Here is a 21,732-nt window from a genome sequence, read left to right as displayed (position 1 = left end):
AGGTGGATAGGCTTTCACCCATAGCGGATGGCTCTCTTGGTTCAGATTCTTGGCGGAACACACTGAATTTTCAAGAGAATACCATCCGCTATCTTCGTTTTCGGGCCGGCCTCATGAATAAGCCGGGATCATGTTCAGATAGTTTGCGTTGACGAGAGATCAGGGCGCCCCGTAAGCCCGTACCGGCCTGCGGGGGTCGCTGCGCGATAATGGCCCTTCACTCGTTTCCGTTTTACCGCCGCGAGGTCTTGCGACCTCGGATCGAGTCAAATCGAATTCGGTCGTTGAATCCATCGCTGTCTTCAACGAAAGCCGCCGACCCGACCCATTCTCCCCGGCCTCTTGCCTTGCCACGCAGGACACTTGGCCAGGGAGTCGCTATCACTGCTTGCCGGTGCTCCTGCGAACGCCCGGTATCGGGCCGAGCCAATGCTTGAACTATGATTCATCGCTGCACAAATGCGAGCGCTATTTCTACCGCTCGAATTCACAGCCCTCCGCTTCAAGGCGCTTCATGTCAAAGCGCTTCATGTCAAAGCGCTTCACATGAAACTCTCGAAGACTCGGCAGGTTGGCACGCAGTTTCGACGCACGCTGGCGCCGACGCCATTCGGTATCGACGACGCTACCGATGACGTAATTTTTTATTGATTGACCGTTCAATTAAAATACGGCGTTATGGATCAACTTTCAACAGCCGCACCGTCAGACTCTCATGCACCCGCAAGGGTCAGAGCATCGAAAGCGACGACGCCGGATACGGATCCGACGTCGCCGCGGGAAGAAAAAGGGAAGGGAAAAGGAGTCGAAAGAGAGATGAAAAGAGAGCGAGGACTTACTCCGCCTTGAGGCGTCCGCCCATTTCCTGAGCGAGCTCGACGGCATAGTGGTCGGTCATGCCACCGATGAAGTCGAGCATCCGGCGGTAACTGTCATACAGGGGCCAGTTCGGCTTCGGCGTATTTTCGCCGATCAGCGCCAGCACACGCTGATGCTTGAAGGACGATTGGCCAGTGTGATGCAGCTCGTGGGCTGCCCCGATGAATGCCTCGAGCAGGATGCCGAGCGTGGTGTAGGCGCCGATCTCGAGCTTGGCCTTGCGCTCGTTCTGGAAGATGCGCTCGCGGGCCAATTGCTTGGCCGAGGAGACGCCCCAGGTCAGGTCCGGGTGGCACAGCTCGAGCAGATCATCGTTCAGCGTGCCATTGAGCAGCGCCCTTTCGTGCTGGACGAAGACATCACCGACTTCATTGACCGCCCGCTCCATCGCCGCTCCGCGAAGCGCCGCGATCCGTCGACGCTGGGATACACCATCGACGGCCATCTGCTCGTAGCCGGCCGGCGGCTCGCCGGCGATCTGCAGCAGTACCTGCGCGACTTCCTCATAGCGCAGGATGCCCATCTCCAGACCATCCTCCAGATCGAGCAGCGCATAGCAGATATCGTCCGCGGCCTCGACCAGGTAGGCCAGCGGATGCCGGCACCACTTCGACTCGCCGACCGCCTTCAGCCCCAGACGCTCGGCCACCTCGACCAGTAGCTGCTTCTCGGACTGGTAGCAACCGAACTTGCCCATCTGGCCACCGTGCTCGACCGTCCACGGATACTTGAGCAGGGTGCCCAGCGTCGCGGCGGAGAGCCGCATGCCGCCCCGAAACTGGTTGTACTCGATCTGGGTCACGACCCGGAACCCCTGGGCGTTACCCTCGTAGGTCAGCAGATCGCGGCGCTGCGCGTCGTCGAGCCCTTCCAGCAGGCCACTGCCCTGCAGCTCGGCCCACTTGAACCAGTCTCGTATCGCGTACTCGCCGGCGTGGCCGAACGGCGGATTGCCAATGTCGTGCCCCAGGCAGGCCGCCTGGACGATCACGCCGAGATCGGCAGGCGTCACCCAGCCCGGCAGGCTGTCGCGCAGCTGCTCGCCGACGATCATCCCCAGGCTGCGGCCGACGCAGCCCACCTCGATCGAATGCGTCAACCGGGTGTGGATATGATCGTTGTCGGTCAGCGGGTGGACCTGGGTCTTGCGCCCGAGCCGGCGGAAGGAGCCGGAGAAGACGATGCGATCGTAGTCCTTGTGGAAAGGGCTGCGACCGATTTCACCACGCGAGGTCCGGGCATCGTGCAGACGGACGGGATCGAGCAGGCGCTCCCATTGCATGGTGGTCATCGCGGTCTCCGTTAACAGTAAAGGCAGCTTCGGGCTTCGGGCTTCGGGCTTCGGGCTTCGGGCTTCGGGCTTCGGGCTTCGGGCTTCGGGCTTCGGGCTTCGGGCTTCGGGCTTCGACCGACTAGGATGCCGCCCGGGTCGCGGAAAGAAAAGCACCCACGCCCGGCTTGCGGCCCATCATCCCTGCTCTTGGCTCTTGGCTCTTGGCTCTTGGCTCGCAGCTCGTCGCTATTCTTTCACGTCCATGTACTCGCGCGCCCAGATCCGATACTCGTCGAGCGTCGAATAACGCGTCGACAGCTGCGAGGCATCCAGATCGTTGGTGGCGATGTTGCGCTGCTCGCGCAGGCAGTCGTAGGTCGCCTTGATCGCCGCGAAGTAGGCCGCGTGGCCGTTGACGACGATGCGCACGCCGAGCTTGGCCAAACGTGCACGATCGCGCAGCGCCGGGTTGTCGTAGGTGACCAGCATCAAGGGCACCGTCAGCGGGGCGGCAAGCGTTTCCAGATGCTCGAAATCCCGCACGCCGACCAGGCAGATGGCATCGACACCGGCGGCCTGGTAGGCACGAATGCGCGCGATGGCGGCATCGTCGTCGAGCTGGCCGGCATGGGTGCGCGCGATGATCGACATGGCAGGATCGATACGCGCCTCGAGTGCCGCACGCATCTTGCCGACCCCCTCTTCGACCGGAATCAGATCGGTCGACTTGTGGCCGTACTGCGCCGGCAGCAGGGTGTCTTCGATGGTCAACGCCGCCACGCCGGCACGCTCGAGTTCGGTGATCGTGCGCATCACGTTGAGCGCGTTGCCATAGCCATGATCGGCGTCGGCGATCACCGGCAGGCGGGCCACGCGGCCGATGCGGGTCGCCTGCTCGACGAACTCGCTCAGCGTGATCAAGGCGAAGTCCGGTGCCGCCAGTACCTGCAGCGAGGCGACCGAGCCCCCGAGAATGCCGACTTCGAAATCGAGATCGGCGGCGATACGAGCCGACATCGGATCGAAGACCGACGCCGTGTAGTAGCACGCGTCGCTGGCCAGCAGCTTGCGGAACGCGTTACGTAAATCGTGTTGCGAGGGGGTTGTCACGAAACACTCCTGTCTCTATCACCCTTGCGGGCTTTGCTTCCCAGAGGACCTGTCTTTCATCCTGGAAACATGGTTTTCATGAAGGCGCTGCTTTCGCCCTTGGCACAACTCGGGCGCCCGCCGATAGCCGATGAAACCGCGATGAAGGCATCGGCGCGGACCGACAATCCTACCACTAAAGTTTGAGAAACGACGCTGGTACCGGGGCGCCGCCTGACGATCGATGAATGCCATGCATGATGATCGTGAGCGCGCTTCATTGGCCGAAATCCCCTCCAACCCGCATCATTAGCGGCCTCAGTATCGTTATTTGATCCACGTGCCACCATCGGGTCGGCGCCTCTCGAAAGGAAACCTCATGTCGCAAACGCATCCCCCATTCCGAGCCGATATCGTCGGCAGCTTTCTGCGCCCAGCCGCACTGAAGGAAGCCCGCGTCCAATTTCAGCGCGGCGCCATCGATGCCTCGGTACTTGAAAGGATCGAGGATGAGGAAATTCGTCGCGTGGTCGAACAGCAGGAAGCCGCCGGTCTTCAGGTGGTGACCGACGGCGAATTCCGCCGTGCCTGGTGGCACTTCGATTTCCTCGAAGAGCTCGATGGCGTCACGGGATACCAGGGCGAGCAGGGCATCCAGTTCCAGGGCGTGCAGACGAGTGCCAAGCAGATCCGCGTCGACGGCAAGGTCGGCTTCAACCCCGAACATCCGATGCTGGATCATTTCCGCTATCTGGCCGGCGTCGCCAACGTCATGCCCAAGATGACGATCCCCAGCCCCAGCGTGCTGCACTTCCGTGGCGGTCGCAAAAAGATCGATAGCGGCGTCTATCCCAGCCTGGATGCCTTCTTCGCCGATACCGCCGACGCCTATCGCGATGCCATCCGCGCATTCTACGAGGCCGGCTGCCGCTATTTGCAGCTGGACGACACCGTCTGGGCTTACCTCTGCTCCGAGAAGGAGCTGCAGGCCGCGCGGGATCGCGGCGACGACCCGGACCAGTTGCAGGCGATCTACGCCGAGATGATCAATCACGCCCTGGCCGACAAGCCGGACGACCTCTATGTTTCGCTCCATGTCTGCCGCGGCAACTTCCGCTCGACCTGGATCAGCGAAGGCGGCTACGAGCCGGTGGCGGAGACACTGTTCGGCAAGGTCGGCGTGGATGCCTGGTTCCTCGAGTACGACAGCGACCGTGCCGGCAGCTTCGATCCGCTGCGCTTCATTCCGGAAGGGCACCAGCAGGCGGTGCTCGGCCTGATCACCACCAAGGTGGGCGAACTCGAGGATCCGCAGGCCGTCCGGGCGCGTCTCGACGAGGCCACGCAGTTCGTCGACAAGCAGCAGCTCTGCCTGAGCCCGCAATGCGGCTTCGCCTCCACCGAAGAAGGCAACAACCTTGCCGAGCAGGCGCAGTGGGACAAGATCCGGCTGACGCTGGAGATCGCCAACGCCTACTGGGGCCAGGGCTGAACGCCCGGAAGATCGGCCCTGCCGGGGAGATGCAACGTCTCCCCGGCAGGGCCGCCGGCTAGCGGGGCTCGCTTTCGTCGTGGCGAATGAGCGACCCCAGCAGACGGCTGAGAAAGCCTTTCCGCTCGGGATCGGGCTCCTGCTCGATCAGCGCTCTGGGATCGATGCTCTCCCGGTCGATATGCACGAACGCCGCCTGAAAGGCCGGTAACGTCAACCTGCCTTCGCTCAGCTGCGCCGTGAATCCGGCCTGATAGATGATCTCGCCGGCCCCGGCCGGCAGACTGGTGGAACGCGATTCCTCGGTAAGGTTGAAGACCACCAGGATCGCCTGATCGTGAGAGACCCGCAGCCAGCCCAGCAGTTCGTCGTCGAAGTCGCTCAGGATCAGCGTCCCGTCGACCATCGCCGATTGAGACTTGCGCCAGCGCAGGAACTGCCGCGTCACGTTCAGGGTGCTTTCCGCATCGGCATGCTGCTTCTCGACCGACAGCTGACGATGATGCCCGTCCACCGGCAACCACGGCTCCACCGACGTGAAGCCGCCGTGCTCGCCGCTCGCCCATGGCATCGGCGTGCGACAGCCGTCGCGCCCCTTGTACTCCGGCCATAGCGCCAGCCCATACGGGTCGACCAGCCGCTCATAGGGCACGTCCGCCTCCGGCAATCCCAGTTCCTCGCCCTGATAGAGACAGATGCTGCCATAGAGCGAGCAGAGCATGACCGTGGCGACCTTGGCCACCAGCGGCCCGTGCTGTTCCAGGTTCTCGTGCTCGGTCCAGCGGGACACGACGCGCATGACGTCATGGTTGGAGAGCGCCCAGCAGGGCCAGGCGTCGCCCGCGTAATACTGGAAATGCTCGATGATGTCGCGCAGCCGCTGGGCGCTGAACTCGGCATCGAACAGATCGAAGGTATACGCCATGTGCAGGCGATCATCGCCGATGGTGTACTCGACCATGCGCTCCAGCGGCCTGTCGTCGGAGATCTCTCCTACCGTCATGGTGCCGGGATACTCGTCCATCAGCGCGCGCAGTTCGTTCAGAAACCCGATGTTCTCCGGTTGGCTGATGTCGAACTGATGCCGCTGCATCGAATAGGGGTTCGATGCCGGCACGCTGGGGGTCTTCAGCTCGCCGCTGCCCAGCGCCGGGTTGTCCTGCAGGCCCAGGCTGTGGAAGTAGAAGTTCGAGGTATCCAGGCGGAAGCCGTCGACGCCGAGATCGAGCCAGAAACGGGCGTTATCGAGCTGCTCCTTGCGCACCGCCGGGTTGTGGAAGTTGAGATCCGGCTGGCAGGAGAGGAAGTTGTGCAGGTAGTACTGGCGGCGCCGGCTGTCGAAGGTCCAGGCGCTGCCGCTGAAGAACGACAGCCAGTTGTTCGGCGCCGTGCCGTCGGGTTTGGGATCGGCCCAGACGTACCAGTCGGCGCGCTGATTGTCGCGGGAACTTCGGCTCTGCAAAAACCAGTGGTGCTGATCGGAGGTATGGCTCAGCACCAGATCGATGATCACTTTCAGCCCCAGCCCGTGGGCGCGCTCGAGCAGCATCTGGAAATCGTGAAAGGAGCCGAACATCGGATCGACGCCGCGATAATCGGTCACGTCGTAGCCGAAGTCTTTCATCGGCGACGGAAAGAACGGTGAAATCCAGATCGCATCGACACCCAGTTCGGCCACGTAGTCCAGCTTGGCAGTGATCCCGGGAAGATCGCCGATGCCGTCGCCACGCGCATCCATGAAACTTCGGGGATAGATCTGGTAGATGACGCTGCCACGCCACCATTGGGTCGAGTCGAACATGGAACTCCCCACGTTGGTGAATATTGATCATGGCCTTCAACCTGCCAGGACGATGCCCGGCGATCCACCGGACGTCGCCCGAACGCGTTCGGAGACTCGACCCGCGAGCCTGCGGCTCCGCCGGCTGACAGGCCGACGAACGGTAGCCACGGCAATGATGACGGAGCGCTCCCGGCGCTATTCGTCGGCCAGTGCCGGCAACAGCACCTTGACCTTGCGCGTCAGCGTATTGCGCCCCCAGCCCAGCAGTTCGGCAGCCTCGCCCTTGCGTCCGCCGGTATGCTTCAGGGCGGTCTCGATCAGGATCCGCTCGAAATCCGGCACCGCCTCTTCGAGCAGGTGCGTGTGACCCGAGGCCAATGCCCGATCGGCCCATTCCCGGAACGCGTTGCGCCAGTCGCCGCTCGGCGTCTCGCTCCCTTCGAGTTCGCGCAGCTCCGGCGGCAGGTCGTCGACCAGCACTTCACGGCCGGAAGCCATCACGGTAAGCCAGCGACAGGTGTTTTCCAGCTGTCGAACGTTGCCGGGCCAGGGTAGGCGTGTCAAATGCGTCTCGGCCTCCTTGGTCAGCACCTTGGACTCGGCCGAGAGCTCCTTGGCAGCCTCGGCGAGAAAGTGCTGGGCCAGGCGCGGAATATCCTCGCGGCGCTCTGACAGTCGGGGCAGATGGACGCGAATCACGTTGAGCCGGTGGAACAGATCCTCGCGGAAGCGCCCATCCGTCACCAGTTTTTCCAGGTTCTGGTGCGTCGCGGCGATGATCCGCACATCCACCTTGACCGGCACGTGCCCCCCGACCCGGTAGAACTCGCCGTCCGCCAGCACGCGCAGCAGGCGCGTCTGGGTATCGGCGGGCATGTCGCCGATCTCGTCCAGAAACAGCGTGCCGCCATCGGCCTGCTCGAAACGCCCGCGCCGCTGGGCGGCAGCGCCGGTGAACGCCCCCTTTTCGTGGCCGAACAGCTCGGATTCCATCAGATCCTTGGGGATCGCGGCCATGTTGAGCGCGATGAACGGGTGTCCGCTGCGCGGGCTGTGCTGGTGCAACGCCTGGGCGACGCGCTCCTTGCCGGTGCCCGATTCGCCATTGATCAGCACCGTGATGTGCGACTGCGACAGCCGGCCGATCGCCCGGAACACCTCCTGCATCGCCGGCGCTTCACCGATGATCTCGGCGGACAGACCCTCCGGCATCGCCGCGGGAGAACGCCGCTCGCGGGCGTGCGCCACCCCGCGCCGAACCAGCGCCAGCGCATCGTCGACATCGAACGGCTTGGGCAGGTATTCGAACGCGCCACCCTGATAGGACGCCACGGCACTGTCCAGGTCGGAGTGCGCCGTCATCACGATCACGGGAAGGTCGGGATGCATCTGGCGGACTTTTGCCATCAGATCGAGCCCGTCGAGCCCCGGCATGCGAATGTCGGTCAGCAGCACGTCCGGCGGGTTGCGTTCGATCGACTCGAGCGCAGCATCGGCCCGCTCGAAGGATTGCACTTCCAGATCCGGCTGTGCCAGTGCCCTTTCCAGAACCCAGCGAATCGCACGATCGTCGTCGACGATCGCGATACGGGCGACTTCAGTCATGGCAGTTCTCCAGCAGAACGGTGAATCGCGCTCTCAGCGACTTCGGTACTCTCGACAACTTCGGGACTCGCGACAACTTCGGGACTCGCGACAACTTCGGGACTCGCGACAACTTCGGGACTCGCGACAACATGGGCCAACGGCCCGCGCGCACGACCCGGTCGAGGCGCTCGCGTACGAAGAAGGGATGCGGCCAATCTCACTGCTGCGCCTCGAACGGGATCAGCAGCCGGAACTCCGTGGCGCCCGGCTGGGATTCGCATTCGATCAACCCCTGATGCTGATGCAGAATCGACTGCGCGATCGACAATCCCAGGCCGCTACCCTCGGCGCGACCGGAGACCATGGGGAAGAACAGCGTCTCGCGGATGTGCTCCGGAATGCCCGGGCCGTTGTCGACGATCGCGACTTCACACACCAGCCGGTGGCGCTCGGCGCCCAGGGTGAACTGACGGCGAACCCGGGTACGCAGCAGCAGGCGCGGCTCGGGCGTTCCGAACTCTTCCATGGCTTGAACCGCATTACGCGCAATGTTGAGGACGGCCTGAATCAACTGCGGCTCGTCGCCGACCAGATCCGGCATGCTGGGGTCGTAATCGCGCTCGAATCTCAGTTGATGATGCTCCGCCTCGAGCAGCGCCCGCACCCGCTCCAGCACCTTGTGCACATTGAGCGGCTCGTGGTGCACCAGCGTATTCGGGCCCAGCATGCGATCGACCAGATCCCGCAGGCGATCCGCCTCCTCGACGATGATTCGGGTGAATTCGGCCAACTGCGGATCGGGGAGATCCCGCTCCAGCAACTGCGCGGCGCCGCGGATGCCACCCAGTGGATTCTTGACCTCGTGGGCGAGGCCGCGCATCAGCACCTTGACCGTCTCCTGGCGTGCGATCAGCGCCTCCTCGCGGGAAATTCGCAATAGCCGATCCCGCGGCTCGATCTCGAGCAGCAGTTCGCGGCTGGTGATCGGCGTCGCGGTGAAATCCACCGTGATCACTTCCCCGGCGGTCAGCACCATCGCCGCTTCCCGCTGCGTGTAGGGATGAAACTCCTGCATCGCCTTGAGCAGCACCTGTCGGATGCTGCCGTCCTCGCCGTTCAAGCACTCCAGCCAATGACCGACCACCCGGGGCCGGCTCGCGGCCAGTAGCGCCTCGGCGGCAGGGTTGAGCCAGCGCACGTGCAGATGCTCGTCGAGTAGCAGGACGGCGGTCGTCAAGTGCTCCAGCAAACGTTGATACATGCGTCGTTCCATCGTGGTGATCCGGTATGTGCTTATACAGTGCAAAAACCGCGCCACTCCCCGATTTCGCTCAGGACCGGGAAACGCTCAATAGCAACCAAGTCTTCATTCACCAAAATGGTGCAATTCTCAAATCGCTGCCTATCGATTATTCGAATTCGGGTTATTGGGATTGGCGGGCAGGTTGACGCTGGCCCGCTGGACGTAGAGCGTCACCGCTGGCGTCGACAGCCGCACCTGGCCCTGAGCGTCCAGCAGCTCAGCCTGGATCTGGTGCTCGCCGCGCTCGAGCTGGCTCAGCGCGAACACGCTGGTATGCATCGGCGATTGACTCACCTTGCCGTCGACCCGGAGCTGAACCCGGTCGCCCGGCTGCAGTTCGGGCTCGATCGCCAATTGCACCTGAACGTTGCCGCCCTGGCCGGTCGGCAGGGTCTCGCCATTGCTCGGGCTGGTGATCGCAAAGCGCTCGTAGTCGACCGCCGAAGGCGATGTCGGCGTCGACTCGGCCGGGCGCGAGCGGCTTTCGACCTCTGCCGGATCGACCACCGTAATGGGCTTGAGATCGACCCGGTTGCCCTGTCCGGGCTCGTCGCTATAGACCACGTTGCCGTTGGCATCGACATGCCGATAGACCGGGGCCGCCAGTGCCGGCAACGCCACAATCAGCGCCGCCACACCGCCGACCATCCACCCAACCCGTCGTGCTTGCATCGTTATCCTCTCCTTGTCGCCCACCGATCATGACACCGGTTTATCGGCCGATACCGGCCAGGGCCTGAATGTGTCCGGCTCGCCTTGGCCCCCGGTGCCTCCCTACGCCCGGGCCGACGGACTCCTCGTGCAGATCTTTCGGCAAGAGGCCAAGAGCCGGCAAAAGCAGGACGCTCCACGAACGAAAAAGCCCCACCGAGGTGGGGCTTTTCGTCAGGCCAAGGTGTGAACCTCAGACACTGTAGTAGAGGTCGAACTCGACCGGATGCGTCGCCAGACGCAGGCGCTCGACGTCTTCGTTCTTCAGCTCGATGTAGGCATCGATCATGTCGTCGGTGAACACGTTACCTTCGGTCAGGAAGGCGCGATCGGCGTCGAGTGCTTCCAGCGCCTGATCGAGGCTGGTGGCCACGGTCGGGACCTTCTTGCCTTCTTCCGGCGGCAGATCGTACAAGTTCTTGTCCATGGCATCGCCAGGGTGAATCTTGTTCTTGATGCCGTCGATACCGGCCATCAGCATCGCCGCGAACGCCAGGTACGGGTTGGCGGTCGGGTCGGGGAAGCGAGTCTCGACGCGCTTGCCCTTCGGGTTGGAAGTGTACGGAATACGAATTGACGCAGAGCGGTTACGCGCACTGTAGGCGAGCATGACCGGCGCTTCGAAGCCCGGCACCAGACGCTTGTAGGAGTTCGTCGAAGCGTTGGTGAAGGCGTTCAGCGCGCGTGCGTGCTTGATGATGCCGCCAATGTAGTACAGCGCCATTTCGGACAGACCGGCGTACTCGTCGCCCGCGAACTGGTTCTGGCCATCTTTCCAGAAGGACTGGTGAACGTGCATCCCGGAACCGTTGTCACCGACCAGCGGCTTGGGCATGAAGGTTGCCGTCTTGCCGTAGGCGTGCGCCACGTTGTGGATGACGTACTTCATCTCCTGAACTTCGTCGGCCTTCTTCACCAGGGTGTTGAACTTGACGCCGATTTCGTTCTGACCGGCGTTGGCCACCTCGTGGTGATGCACTTCGACGCTCTGGCCGATCGCCTGCAGCGTGTTACACATTGCGCTGCGGATATCGTGGAAGCTGTCGACCGGCGGCACGGGGAAATAACCACCCTTGACGCGCGGACGGTGGGCCAGGTTGCCACCTTCGACCTGACGATCGGTGGACCAGGCACCCTCTTCGGAAGAGATCTTGTACATGGAGCCTTCGATATCGGTCTTCCAATGCACTTCGTCGAAGATGAAGAACTCGGGCTCCGGACCGAAGAAAGCGGTGTCGCCCAGGCCGGTGCTGTTCAGATAGGCTTCGGCACGCTTGGCGATGGAGCGCGGATCGCGCTCGTAGCCCTGCATGGTGGCCGGCTCGATGATGTCGCAGCGCAGGATCAGCGTGGAGTCTTCGGTGAACGGATCGAGGAAGGCAGTCCCGTCTTCCGGACGCAGAATCATGTCGGACTCGTTGATGCCCTTCCAGCCTTCGATGGAGGAGCCGTCGAACATCTGACCATCTTCAAAGAATTCCGCATCGACAGCACTGGCAGGAATCGTGACGTGCTGCTCCTTGCCCTTGGTATCGGTAAAGCGCAGATCCACCCACTTGACGTCGTGTTCTTCGATAAGGGCGAGGGTTTTCTCAGACATGTTGTCCTCCACTGTGAGCCATGGCTCGATTCGTTGGCGAATATCCAACACCGTTTTTTGGCATGTGTGTTTTGTAGCACGAAGTTAGCGCTCTTGCCCACGCGCACACCGTTTTTACATAGCTATGCAGAGAATGTGCCAAAATGAAGCAGGACAGTGAGCGACTGATATAACCGCATGACGAGAAAGATAATTTTAACATCCATTCGTAGGCTAAGCGGCGACTGAATGCACGCAAACCGTTCATCCCGCCGGATCACGAATCGCTGAAAGCACCAACTTGGCGCACCACTTCACCCATATGCACTAATATGGAGCATTGAGTCGTCGCCGGAAACTTTGCCGAAACCCGATAGGCGACGGATACTGTTCGTACGCGCCGTGACTCATGGCGATCAATGACTCAGTAATGGAACTACCCATGCCTAGGCTGGATCGCACACAGGATGTGGTACAGCGCCTACGCGGTCACTGGCGTCTCAATCTCAGCGAGCCGCTATGGGGCCGAAGCGCTATTCTCGCACTGCGCCGGGTACTGGATGATGAAGCCGAGGCACGCCTGCCCCACCGCGCCGATTGGTGTCTGGGCCCGGACAGTTTTCAAAAGCTGCTGGAAAGTCTCAGCGACAGCGCGCAGATCGTCAGTCTGGAGAGCGTGCTGCAGCTTCATCACGATCAGTTGCCCCGCATCGCACTCACGTTCGACGGCGGCTGGCGTGACACGCTCAAACAGGTTGCACCCACGCTGGAACGCATGGCACTGCCGGCCAACGTCTTTCTCCCCTGCCCGGTCACTCAGCGAGCCTGGAGCTCCTGGCATGAAGCGTTCGGCGAAGCGCTATGGCATGAAGACACGGCCGAGCGTGCCGCCCAGCAGCTGGTCGAAGCCGGCCTGCCCGCGCCGCCGATTGTCGCCGGCAGCCGGGACGAGCATTACAGTCAAGCGATCAAGACTTACGTTGACGAGCTCGACCAGTCGTACAAGCCGGCCATGTTGCATGCTGTCGCCGCGACGCTGAACGCCGACGCGATTGTCTCCGGCGAGTCGCTGGACGCGTTCAGCATCCGGCGGCTCGAGCAAGGTGGGCTTTTCCGTTTCGGCAGCCTGATGCCGCCACGATTCCTGACCCAGGACGCCCGGGCGCTGGCCCAACTACGCGAGAGCCAGCACCAGCTGGCCATTCTGTGCCGCCATCCGTTGCCCATCGCCGCCTATGCCGGTGGCGGCGAGGACGACGACCTGGCACGGCTCGCGACCGGCGCGGGCATCGAACACGTGCTGACTCGCCGTACGGGCTGGCTGGAGCCACCGGTCGATACGGTACTCCTGCCCCGTTTCGTCATTACCCAACCGGTCGCCAACAGCCCCGGGCGGCTGTTCGACTGGCTGCTGGGCAACCTGCGCTCCTGAGATTGCCGCAGAGCCCGGCTTCAAAGCTCGGGAATGTCGAGCTTCGGCCACCGTCGTTGCCACCCCTTAGCGGCAACACGGTGCCGAAACACCTCGCGATCGCCATGCCGAGGGTTGTGCGTGACCCGCCCGGCCAGCAGCGAGGCCACGCCGAACGGCGCGATCAGGCGGAGGCAATCATCATCGCCCAGCGTGACGCCCACCGCAGTTTCACGTTCGACCCAGACACTCAGCGCTTCCTCTATAGATTCATAGGGACGATGCCCGTGGCGCTCGTGCATTCGCGCCTGGTTCTTGACCGACCAGGGCAGCGTCGAGGCGCGTTGCAGGCGCTGTTCGTACTTGCGATCGGCGCGCTTGCCGGCATGGACCGAATCGAAATAGGCCGGATCGAAATAGATCAGATCGATATCGTTCAGCGGCGTGGATGGCGAATAGCCGTGCAGGCGGTCCCAGACCAGATTGCGCACGAAGCCGGCGGCCAGGCACCAGTCGGGCAGGCACAACGACCGCGCCTGGCGCAGCGCCTCCATGCGCCAGACGTCGGCACGAACCCACTCGCCTATCTGCTCAGCGTCTTCCACGGGATCCTCGCAAGAATAAAAACCGCTATTTTTCAGCTAGTTGTGATGACAATAAAAGGCGCGCCAGAACCGGGTCCGGGGCAAACGACCTTCTCTCGCGCCCGCAGGATCGCCGTGAAAAAAGATCTTGCGCTACGTCGATAGACTAAAGTAGCCAGTGTCGCGCGCTTGCCTGTACAATGCGCGCCCGACCCTCCTACTCAGTGCCCAGGGGACTCGTCGATCCAGCGCAGAGCGTGGATCATCGACTTAGGGGCTGTCGGCGTTTCATGCACGGCCGCGCCGGAGCCAGTTTTTGTGCGGGGCAAGGCGTGAGGAGCGCAGTTTGGTCATCCCAAATGCACGACGAATAACGCAGCAACGTGCAAAAATTGGCCCGGCCCTTCGGGTTGCGCGGCAAATGGCGCCATGCGGCGTTGCGGGATTGGAAAAGGGAACCATCCTTCTCTGCATCCCGCGCCTGGCCTGGCGCCATTTGACCCAGCAACGCGGTTCGCGCTGAAACGTCAACAGCCCCTAGACATGGGCGCACACATTTTACGATGGAAACCGCCCCATGAGTGACAACGCCTCTAACGCTCGCATCGAGAGCATTAGGAACATTGCCATTATCGCCCACGTCGACCATGGCAAGACGACACTGGTCGACAAGCTCCTGAGCCAGTCCGGCACCCTGGACCGCAAGGCCGAGGGGCAGGAGCGCATCATGGACTCCAACGACCAGGAAAAGGAACGCGGCATCACCATCCTGGCCAAGAACACGGCGATCCGCTGGCAGGCACCCGACGACGACGAGGTCTACCACATCAACATCGTCGACACGCCGGGGCACGCCGACTTCGGCGGCGAGGTGGAGCGCGTAATGTCGATGGTCGACTCGGTCCTGCTGCTGGTCGATGCCGTCGACGGCCCGATGCCGCAGACCCGCTTCGTCACCCAGAAGGCCTTCGACCAGGGCCTCAAGCCGATCGTCGTGGTCAACAAGATCGACCGCCCCGGCGCGCGCCCCGACTGGGTGATCGACCAGATCTTCGACCTGTTCGACAACCTCGGTGCCTCCGACGAGCAGCTCGACTTCCCGATCATCTACTGCTCGGCGCTCAACGGCATCGCCGGTCCCGAACCGGAGGAGCTCGCCGAGGACATGACGCCGATGTTCCGGTCGATCGTCGACATCGTCGAGCCGCCCAGGGTCGAGCTCGACGCGCCCTTCCAGATGCAGATCTCGGCGCTCGACTACTCCAGCTACGTCGGCGTCATCGGCCTGGGCCGCATCACCCGCGGTAGCGTCAAGCCCAATCAGCAGGTCACCGTTGTCACTAAGGAAGGCAAGAGCCGCCGTGGCAAGATCGGCCAGGTGATGACCCACATGGGCCTCGAGCGCGTGCAGACCGAGGAAGCCACCGCCGGCGACATCATCTGCATCACCGGCATCGAGGACCTGGCGATCTCCGATACCCTGTGCGACCCCAATGCCGTCGAGGCGCTGCCGCCCCTGACCGTCGACGAGCCCACGGTGTCGATGACCTTCCAGGTCAACGACTCGCCGTTCGCCGGCAAGGACGGCAAGTACGTCACCAGCCGCAACATCAAGGATCGCCTCGACCAGGAGCTGATCCACAACGTCGCGCTGCGCGTCGAGCAGGGCGAGTCGGCCGAGAAGTTCAAGGTTTCCGGGCGCGGCGAACTGCACCTGTCGGTGCTGATCGAGACCATGCGCCGCGAGGGCTACGAACTCGCCGTGGGCCGCCCCGAAGTGATCATCAAGGAGATCGACGGCGAGAAGCAGGAGCCGTACGAAGAGGTGATCATCGACTGCGAGGAGCAGCATCAGGGCGCGGTCATGGAAGAGCTCGGCTACCGCAAGGGCGAGCTGACCAACATGAACCCCGACGGCAAGGGCCGTGTGCGTCTGGACTTCATCATCCCCGCCCGCGGGCTGATCGGTTTCCGTGGCCAGTTCCTCACCCTGACCTCGGGCACCGGCATCCTCACCAGCCGTTTCGACCACTACGGCCCGCTCAAGCCCGATGCCGCCGTGCAGCGGCGCAATGGCGTCCTGGTATCGATGGTTTCCGGCAAGGCGCTGGCCTACGCGCTCTACGCGCTGCAGGACCGCGGTAAGCTGATCATCGATCACGGCACCGAGGTCTACGAAGGCATGCTGGTCGGTATCAACAACCGCGCCGACGACATGGTGGTCAACCCCACCAAGGCCAAGAAGCTCGACAACATGCGCGCCTCCGGCAACGACGAGAACCTCGTCCTCACCCCGCCGGTCCGTTTCACCCTCGAGCAGGCGATCGAGTTCCTCGACGACGACGAGCTGGTCGAGGTCACCCCCAACCATATCCGCCTGCGCAAGAAACACCTCACCGAGAACGAGCGCAAGCGCGCCAAGAAGAAGTAACCGCTGTCGAGGCCCTTTCGCGGACCCGCCACTCCTGGCGGGTTCGTTTTTCTTGATCCAGGTCGCATCCACCCCCTTGCCCGCGAGACGACCGTCCCGGGACTTGTCCTGGAGCAAATTCCCGGCCCGCCCGTGACGCTATCGTGAGCACGCTTTCCCATGCCGATGCGCTTCGTCGCGCGGCATAGGACTCACCACAGCCCGGGAGATTTCGAGATGCGTTCTTCTATCCTGCTTTCCGCCGCCCTGCTCGCCACCGGCCTGGTGTCCAGCGCGTCTGCGCTCGCTTATGGCCAGGGCGACCTGTTCACCCGCTTCGGCGTCGCCAAGGTCGAGCCCAAGAGCGACAACGGTGAATTCGACGACCTGAACATGGATGTCGACGTCGGTGACGACAGCGGCTTCGCCTTCACCCTCGGCTACCGCTTCACCGACAAGCTCGGCATCGAGCTGCTGGCCGCCGAGCCCTTCAAGCACGATATCGCGCTGAACGGCGACAACCTGGCCTCCACCAAGCACCTGCCGCCGACCCTGACGCTGCAGTACTACCCGCTGGGCGGCAGCGATGCCCGCGTTCAGCCCTACGTCGGCGCCGGCATCAACTACACCCACTTCTCCGACGAGGAGCTCGACGTCGGCAGCCTCGACCTCGACGACTCCTGGGGGGCCGCCGCCCAGGTCGGTGTCGACCTGCTGATCAATGACCACTGGGCGCTCAACGCCGCCGCCTGGTATCTCGATATCGACAGCGACGCCACCGCCACGGTCGCCGGCACCGACTACGACGCCGACGTCGAGATCGACCCGGTGGTGGTCATGGGCGGGCTCAGCTATCGCTTCTGAGCGCCCCGGCGGGCGGCACGGCCAGCCCGCCTGTAGGCGTCGCCCGCCGCACGCGCTACGCTGTGAAGGCAAACCCGCTGCCCGCAAAGGAATCGCGATGCACAAGCACATCGAATGGGACGCACCGGGCGACACCAGCGTCTCCGCCCACTATGCCAAGGACCCCAACGACTACGGTGAACCCCATCCCGGCAGCATACTCACCGGCCGCTATCGTGGTGCAACGGTGCGTATCCGGGTCGAGGCCTATCGCGATGCCACCAGCATCGGCGAGGTGGTCGCGCTGATCGACCCGGCCAGCGGCGAGCGACTGAAGACCCTCGGCGACCTATCTCTCGGCGACCGGGTGCGCCTGCCCGACGACAAGCGCGCCTTCCAGCCGCCCGCCCCCGACCGGGATACCTGAACCCGGCCAGCCCCCTTGCCAGCCCCCTGCCAAAGGGTATGATGAAAGACGCGGCGCCGGCCGGTGCCGCTTCTTCGTTCCGCGAGCCACCAACGAGACGCCAGCGACGAGACGATGCCCGATTCCACGCCACCGCCTCCCCCGCCGCGCCACGACTGGGCATTGTTCCTCGACTTCGATGGCACCCTGGTGCCACTCGTCGACCATCCCCGCGACACCACCGTCTCGGCGCCGCTGCGCCACCTGATCGCCACGCTCGATCGCGAGCTCGACGGCGCCGTGGCGATCGTCAGCGGCCGTCCGGTCGCCGAGCTCGAGCGCCTGCTCGCCCCGCTCACCCTGCCCCTGGCCGGCGTTCACGGGCTGGAGTGGCGCGACGCCAAAGGCGCCTACCACAGCGCCATCGAGCGCCCCGAACGATTGGCCGCCTGCCGCGACGCCCTGGCCACCTTCGTCGCCGAACACACCGGCCTGCACTACGAGGACAAGCGCGTCTCGCTGGCCCTTCACTACCGTGGCGCGCCCGATCGCGCCGAGGCCTGCCGCCGGTTCATGGACGAGTGGCGGGACACCCTAGGCGAGACCTTCGAGACCATCGCCGGCAAGTACGTCATCGAACTGCGTCCAGCCGGCGTGCACAAGGGCACGGCGGTCGAGCGGCTGCTCGACGATCCGGTCTTCCGTGGCCGCCGCCCGGTGTTCGTCGGCGACGACGTCACCGACGAGGACGCCTTTCGCGAGGTCAACGCTCGTGACGGGCTCAGCGTGCGCGTCGGCGGCGGAAGCGAGACCGTCGCAACCTATTATCTGGAATCGGTACAGGAGGTACTGACATGGTTGGAGAGTCTGCCATCCCGTTCGACCTGAGCGCGTCGACCGACTCGCGATCCCCCTCCCTGGAACTCGGCCTCATCGGCAACTGCCAGATCGGCGCCCTGATCGATGCCGATGGCCGGATCGTCTGGTGTTGCCTGCCCCGCTTCGATGGCGACCCCTTCTTCTCGCGCCTGATGGACACCACCGACCGCGGCTACTTCGCCATCGAACTGCAGGACCAGGTCGCCAGCCGCCAGTACTACCAGCGCAACACCGCCATCCTGTGCACCGAGCTCACCGACAAGTTCGGCGGCCGTATCCGCATTACCGACTTCTGCCCGCGCTTTCGCCTCTACGACCGGACCTTCCGTCCCGAAGCCCTGATACGCCGCGTGCAGTGCCTGGCCGGCACGCCGGTGATTCGCATCCGGTTGCGTCCGACCACCGCCTACGGCGAACGCACCCCCGAGACCACCCACGGCAGCCATCACATCCGTTACATCGGCCAGGGCCGGGTGACCCGGCTGACCACCGACGCCTCGATCACCCACGTGCTGCAGGAGTCGCCGATCGTCCTCGAGGGCGAGCTCAACTTCGCACTCGGCCCCGACGAGAGCGTCACCGAGTCCGTCACCGCCATGTGCCAGCGCTTCGAGACCCAGACCACCATCTATTGGCAGGAATGGGCGCGCGGCCTGGCCATCCCCTTCGAGTGGCAGAGCGCGGTGATCCGCGCCGCCACCACCCTCAAGCTCAGCACCTTCGAGGATACCGGCGCGGTGATCGCCGCGATGACCACCTCGATCCCCGAGGCCGCCGATACCCAGCGCAACTGGGACTATCGCTACTGCTGGCTGCGCGACGCCTACTTCGTGGTCCATGCCCTCAACCGCCTGGGCGCCACCGCGACCATGGAGAATTACCTCAACTACATCATCAACCTGGTGGTCGGCGCCGCCGAGCACGAGCTGCAACCGCTCTACGGGATCGGCGGCGAGGCACGCATCGAGGAGTACGAGGTCAGCGGACTCGCCGGCTACCGCGGCATGGGGCCGGTACGGGTCGGCAACGCCGCCTACCATCAGGTACAGCACGACGTCTATGGCGCCGTGGTGCTGGCCGCCAACCAGGCATTCTTCGACGAGCGCCTGGCACGCCCCGGCGACGAGGCACTGTTCCGCCGCCTGTCGATTCTCGGCGAGCAGGCCGCACGGCTGTTCGACAAGCCCGACGCCGGCATCTGGGAATATCGCGGCCGCGCCCGGGTGCACACCTACTCGGCGATCATGTGCTGGGCCGCCTGCGACCGGCTCGCCCGCATCGCGGCACAGCTCGGGCTCGACGAGGACGCGACCCGCTGGCGCCATCAGGCCGACCGCATGCATGACGTGATCTGCCGGGAGGCTTGGAGCGAGTCGCGCCAGGCGTTCACCGAGAGCTTCGGCGGCGACACCATGGATGCCAGCCTGCTGCTGATGCACGAGCTCGACTTCCTCGCCGCCGACGACCCGCGCTTCATCAGCACGGTCGGCGCCATCGAGGCCGAGCTGCGCCGCGGCGATCACCTGTTCCGTTACGCCGCCGCCGACGACTTCGGACACCCCGAGAATGCCTTCAACATCTGCACCTTCTGGTACATCGACGCGCTCTGGGCGATCGGCCGCCGTGACGAGGCGCGCCGCCTGTTCGAGAACATGCTCGAGTGCCGCAACGCCCAGGGGTTGCTGTCCGAGGATCTCGACACCACCAGCAACGAGCTGTGGGGCAACTTCCCGCAGACCTACAGCATGGTCGGACTGATCAACTCGGCGCTGCATCTGAGCCGCAGCTGGGAGGAAGCCGTATGACACGCCTGGTAGTGGTTTCCAACCGTGTATCGATCCCCGAGGCCGGCAAGCCCCAGGCCGGGGGCCTGGCGGTGGCCATCACCGGCGCGCTCAGCGAGCACGGCGGGCTATGGTTCGGCTGGGACGGCCGCATCAAGCAGGTACCCTCGAACCATCCCGGCGTGGTCACCCGGGACAACGTCGATTACGCGACGCTGTCGCTCTCCAAGGACGACTACGATGACTACTATCTGGGCTTCGCCAACGAGGTGCTGTGGCCGGTCTTCCACTTCAACCTCGGTGCCATGGACTTCCGGCTCGACTACCTGAAGGCCTACACGCGAGTCAACGCCCGCTTCGCCGACGCCCTGACCCCGTTGCTTCAGGGTGGCGAACTGATCTGGGTCCACGACTACCATCTGCTACCGCTGGGCAAGGAGTTACGCCAGCGCGGTGTCCGGGCGCCACTGGGTTTCTTCCTGCATATCCCCTTTCCCAGCTACGACCTGCTGCGCGCGCTGCCCTGCCATCGCGAACTGCTCGAGGATCTGCTGTATTACGACCTGGTCGGTTTCCAGACCGAAAACGACCTCCACGCCTTCCACGCCGCCCTGGTCGAGACCTTCGGCGCCCGCATCGACGGCGACATCGTCGAGTGCCAGGGGCGCCGTATGCGCACCGGGGTCTACCCGGTGGGCATCGAGGTCGATGAAGCGATCGCCGAAGCGGAAAGCGCCATCGCCGAGGATCCGGCCCGCCAGTTCCAGGCCGACCTCGGCAAGCGCGACCTGATCATCGGCGCCGACCGGCTCGACTACTCCAAGGGCCTTGTCCAGCGCTTCAACGCCATCGAGACGCTGCTCACTCACTTCAAGCATCGCCGCCAGCGTACCATCTTCATGCAGATCGCCAGCCCTTCGCGCAGCGAGATCCCCGAGTACGACGAGCTCCGTCGCCAGCTCGAGGGGCTGGCCGGACACATCAACGGGACCTATGCCGACATCGACTGGCTGCCGGTACACTACCTCAATCAGACCTACGCCCACGGCGACCTGATGGGGCTGTTCCGTGCCGCACGGGTCGGCCTGGTGACACCGCTGCGCGACGGCATGAACCTGGTCTGCAAGGAGTTCGTCGCCGCCCAGGACCCGGCCGACCCCGGCGTGCTGGTGCTCAGCGAACTGGCCGGCGCCGCCCGCGAACTCAGCGGTGCGCTGCTGGTCAACCCCTACGACGTGCATGACATTACCAGCGCCATCGAGCGCGCCCTCAACATGCCGCTCGACGAACGCCGTCACCGCCACCGCCAGATGCTCGAGGTGCTGCGTCGCAACAGCCTGCTGGCATGGCGTCAGCGCTTCATCGACGACCTTGCCCACAAGCCTGACTGATCGGCTGGCCGAGCCCCTTGCCACGCTGGCAAGGGGCGCTCCGGGGGAGTTGGCAAAGCGAGCCACGCTTTCTACCTTGACTAACGAATCCGCCGAACAGGAGACAGCGATGGCCGACCTGGGAACCTGCGCCTGCGTGGGCTGCGAACACGAAGTCACCAGCGAGCAAAGTGCCATGAGCGAAGGGCAGGCCTTCTGTTGCTCGGCCTGTGCGGCCGGTCATCCCGATGGCATGCCCTGCATCCACGAAGCGTGTCCCTGCACCGAGCTCAACCGTCCCGCTTCCGGCGAGTTGCCCCGCGAAGGCCTCTGATCCGGACACCGGAAA

The 21,732-nt window shown here is 63.9% G+C and carries 18 protein-coding genes; 9 read left to right on the top strand and 9 right to left on the bottom strand.

Features of this window, described 5'->3' with window-relative positions:
- Positions 1-835: 835 nt before the first annotated feature.
- The 3 genes from R3F72_RS16345 to R3F72_RS16335 form a co-directional block, all read right to left on the bottom strand.
- Positions 836-2,170 (bottom strand): deoxyguanosinetriphosphate triphosphohydrolase, encoded by a 1,335-nt coding sequence (locus R3F72_RS16345; RefSeq protein WP_087720092.1) that lies wholly within the window; start codon positions 2,168-2,170, stop codon positions 836-838.
- 228 nt (positions 2,171-2,398) lie between these two features.
- Positions 2,399-3,262, bottom strand: a complete 864-nt coding sequence (locus R3F72_RS16340; protein WP_087720093.1) for an isocitrate lyase/PEP mutase family protein — start codon at positions 3,260-3,262, stop codon at positions 2,399-2,401.
- 56 nt (positions 3,263-3,318) lie between these two features.
- Entirely contained in the window at positions 3,319-3,522 is a 204-nt protein-coding gene (locus tag R3F72_RS16335; protein ID WP_143543299.1) for a hypothetical protein, read from the bottom strand.
- 98 nt (positions 3,523-3,620) lie between these two features.
- Here R3F72_RS16335 and R3F72_RS16330 point away from each other — a divergent pair, with 98 nt between their 5' ends.
- Positions 3,621-4,733, top strand: coding sequence for a cobalamin-independent methionine synthase II family protein (locus tag R3F72_RS16330; RefSeq protein ID WP_087720094.1), 1,113 nt, complete (start codon positions 3,621-3,623; stop codon positions 4,731-4,733).
- A gap of 58 nt (positions 4,734-4,791) precedes the next feature.
- Here the strand turns inward: R3F72_RS16330 and R3F72_RS16325 are convergent, their stop codons facing one another.
- The 5 genes from R3F72_RS16325 to glnA all read right to left on the bottom strand — a co-directional run bounded on the left by R3F72_RS16325 (position 4,792) and on the right by glnA (position 11,717).
- Positions 4,792-6,534 carry an alpha-glucosidase gene (locus R3F72_RS16325; RefSeq protein ID WP_087720095.1) on the bottom strand — a complete coding sequence of 581 codons (1,743 nt, stop codon included), beginning with the start codon at positions 6,532-6,534 and terminating at the stop codon, positions 4,792-4,794.
- A 177-nt stretch (positions 6,535-6,711) separates the two neighbouring features.
- The gene (gene glnG, locus R3F72_RS16320) at positions 6,712-8,121 is read right to left on the bottom strand and encodes a nitrogen regulation protein NR(I) (protein ID WP_087720096.1); all 1,410 of its coding nucleotides are present in this window, start codon (positions 8,119-8,121) and stop codon (positions 6,712-6,714) included.
- Between the two features lie 199 nt (positions 8,122-8,320).
- On the bottom strand, positions 8,321-9,364 hold the full coding sequence (gene glnL / locus R3F72_RS16315; RefSeq protein ID WP_332780192.1) for a nitrogen regulation protein NR(II): 1,044 nt from the start codon (positions 9,362-9,364) through the stop codon (positions 8,321-8,323).
- A 141-nt stretch (positions 9,365-9,505) separates the two neighbouring features.
- Positions 9,506-10,078, bottom strand: a complete 573-nt coding sequence (locus R3F72_RS16310) for a DUF4124 domain-containing protein (protein WP_332780191.1) — start codon at positions 10,076-10,078, stop codon at positions 9,506-9,508.
- 232 nt (positions 10,079-10,310) lie between these two features.
- Entirely contained in the window at positions 10,311-11,717 is a 1,407-nt protein-coding gene (glnA, locus tag R3F72_RS16305; RefSeq protein ID WP_332780190.1) for a glutamate--ammonia ligase, read from the bottom strand.
- A gap of 421 nt (positions 11,718-12,138) precedes the next feature.
- Here glnA and R3F72_RS16300 point away from each other — a divergent pair, with 421 nt between their 5' ends.
- On the top strand, positions 12,139-13,128 hold the full coding sequence (locus R3F72_RS16300; protein WP_332780189.1) for a polysaccharide deacetylase family protein: 990 nt from the start codon (positions 12,139-12,141) through the stop codon (positions 13,126-13,128).
- A 20-nt stretch (positions 13,129-13,148) separates the two neighbouring features.
- Here R3F72_RS16300 and R3F72_RS16295 read toward each other — a convergent pair whose 3' ends face one another.
- Positions 13,149-13,712, bottom strand: coding sequence for a nucleotidyltransferase family protein (locus tag R3F72_RS16295; RefSeq protein WP_332780188.1), 564 nt, complete (start codon positions 13,710-13,712; stop codon positions 13,149-13,151).
- A gap of 556 nt (positions 13,713-14,268) precedes the next feature.
- Between R3F72_RS16295 and typA the strand changes: the two genes are divergently transcribed.
- The 7 genes from typA to R3F72_RS16260 all read left to right on the top strand — a co-directional run bounded on the left by typA (position 14,269) and on the right by R3F72_RS16260 (position 21,717).
- Positions 14,269-16,122, top strand: a complete 1,854-nt coding sequence (gene typA / locus R3F72_RS16290; protein ID WP_332780187.1) for a translational GTPase TypA — start codon at positions 14,269-14,271, stop codon at positions 16,120-16,122.
- Between the two features lie 216 nt (positions 16,123-16,338).
- Positions 16,339-16,965 (top strand): OmpW/AlkL family protein, encoded by a 627-nt coding sequence (locus tag R3F72_RS16285; RefSeq protein ID WP_087720103.1) that lies wholly within the window; start codon positions 16,339-16,341, stop codon positions 16,963-16,965.
- A gap of 97 nt (positions 16,966-17,062) precedes the next feature.
- The gene (locus R3F72_RS16280; RefSeq protein WP_087720104.1) at positions 17,063-17,371 is read left to right on the top strand and encodes a hypothetical protein; all 309 of its coding nucleotides are present in this window, start codon (positions 17,063-17,065) and stop codon (positions 17,369-17,371) included.
- A gap of 114 nt (positions 17,372-17,485) precedes the next feature.
- Positions 17,486-18,238, top strand: coding sequence for a trehalose-phosphatase (gene otsB, locus R3F72_RS16275; RefSeq protein WP_087720105.1), 753 nt, complete (start codon positions 17,486-17,488; stop codon positions 18,236-18,238).
- On the top strand, positions 18,205-20,034 hold the full coding sequence (locus tag R3F72_RS16270) for a glycoside hydrolase family 15 protein (protein WP_332780186.1): 1,830 nt from the start codon (positions 18,205-18,207) through the stop codon (positions 20,032-20,034). Before otsB ends, R3F72_RS16270 begins: the two co-directional genes overlap by 34 nt.
- The gene (locus tag R3F72_RS16265) at positions 20,031-21,404 is read left to right on the top strand and encodes an alpha,alpha-trehalose-phosphate synthase (UDP-forming) (RefSeq protein ID WP_087720106.1); all 1,374 of its coding nucleotides are present in this window, start codon (positions 20,031-20,033) and stop codon (positions 21,402-21,404) included. Before R3F72_RS16270 ends, R3F72_RS16265 begins: the two co-directional genes overlap by 4 nt.
- Before the next feature lie 109 nt (positions 21,405-21,513).
- Positions 21,514-21,717 (top strand): metallothionein, encoded by a 204-nt coding sequence (locus R3F72_RS16260; RefSeq protein WP_087720107.1) that lies wholly within the window; start codon positions 21,514-21,516, stop codon positions 21,715-21,717.
- Positions 21,718-21,732: the final 15 nt, after the last annotated feature.

The sequence above is a fragment of the Salinicola sp. 4072 genome, from assembly GCF_036663415.1.
GTDB classification, from domain to species: domain Bacteria; phylum Pseudomonadota; class Gammaproteobacteria; order Pseudomonadales; family Halomonadaceae; genus Salinicola; species Salinicola salarius_A.
The sequence above is the reverse complement of the archived record's forward strand: the minus strand, read 5'-3'. Positions and strand labels throughout refer to the sequence as shown.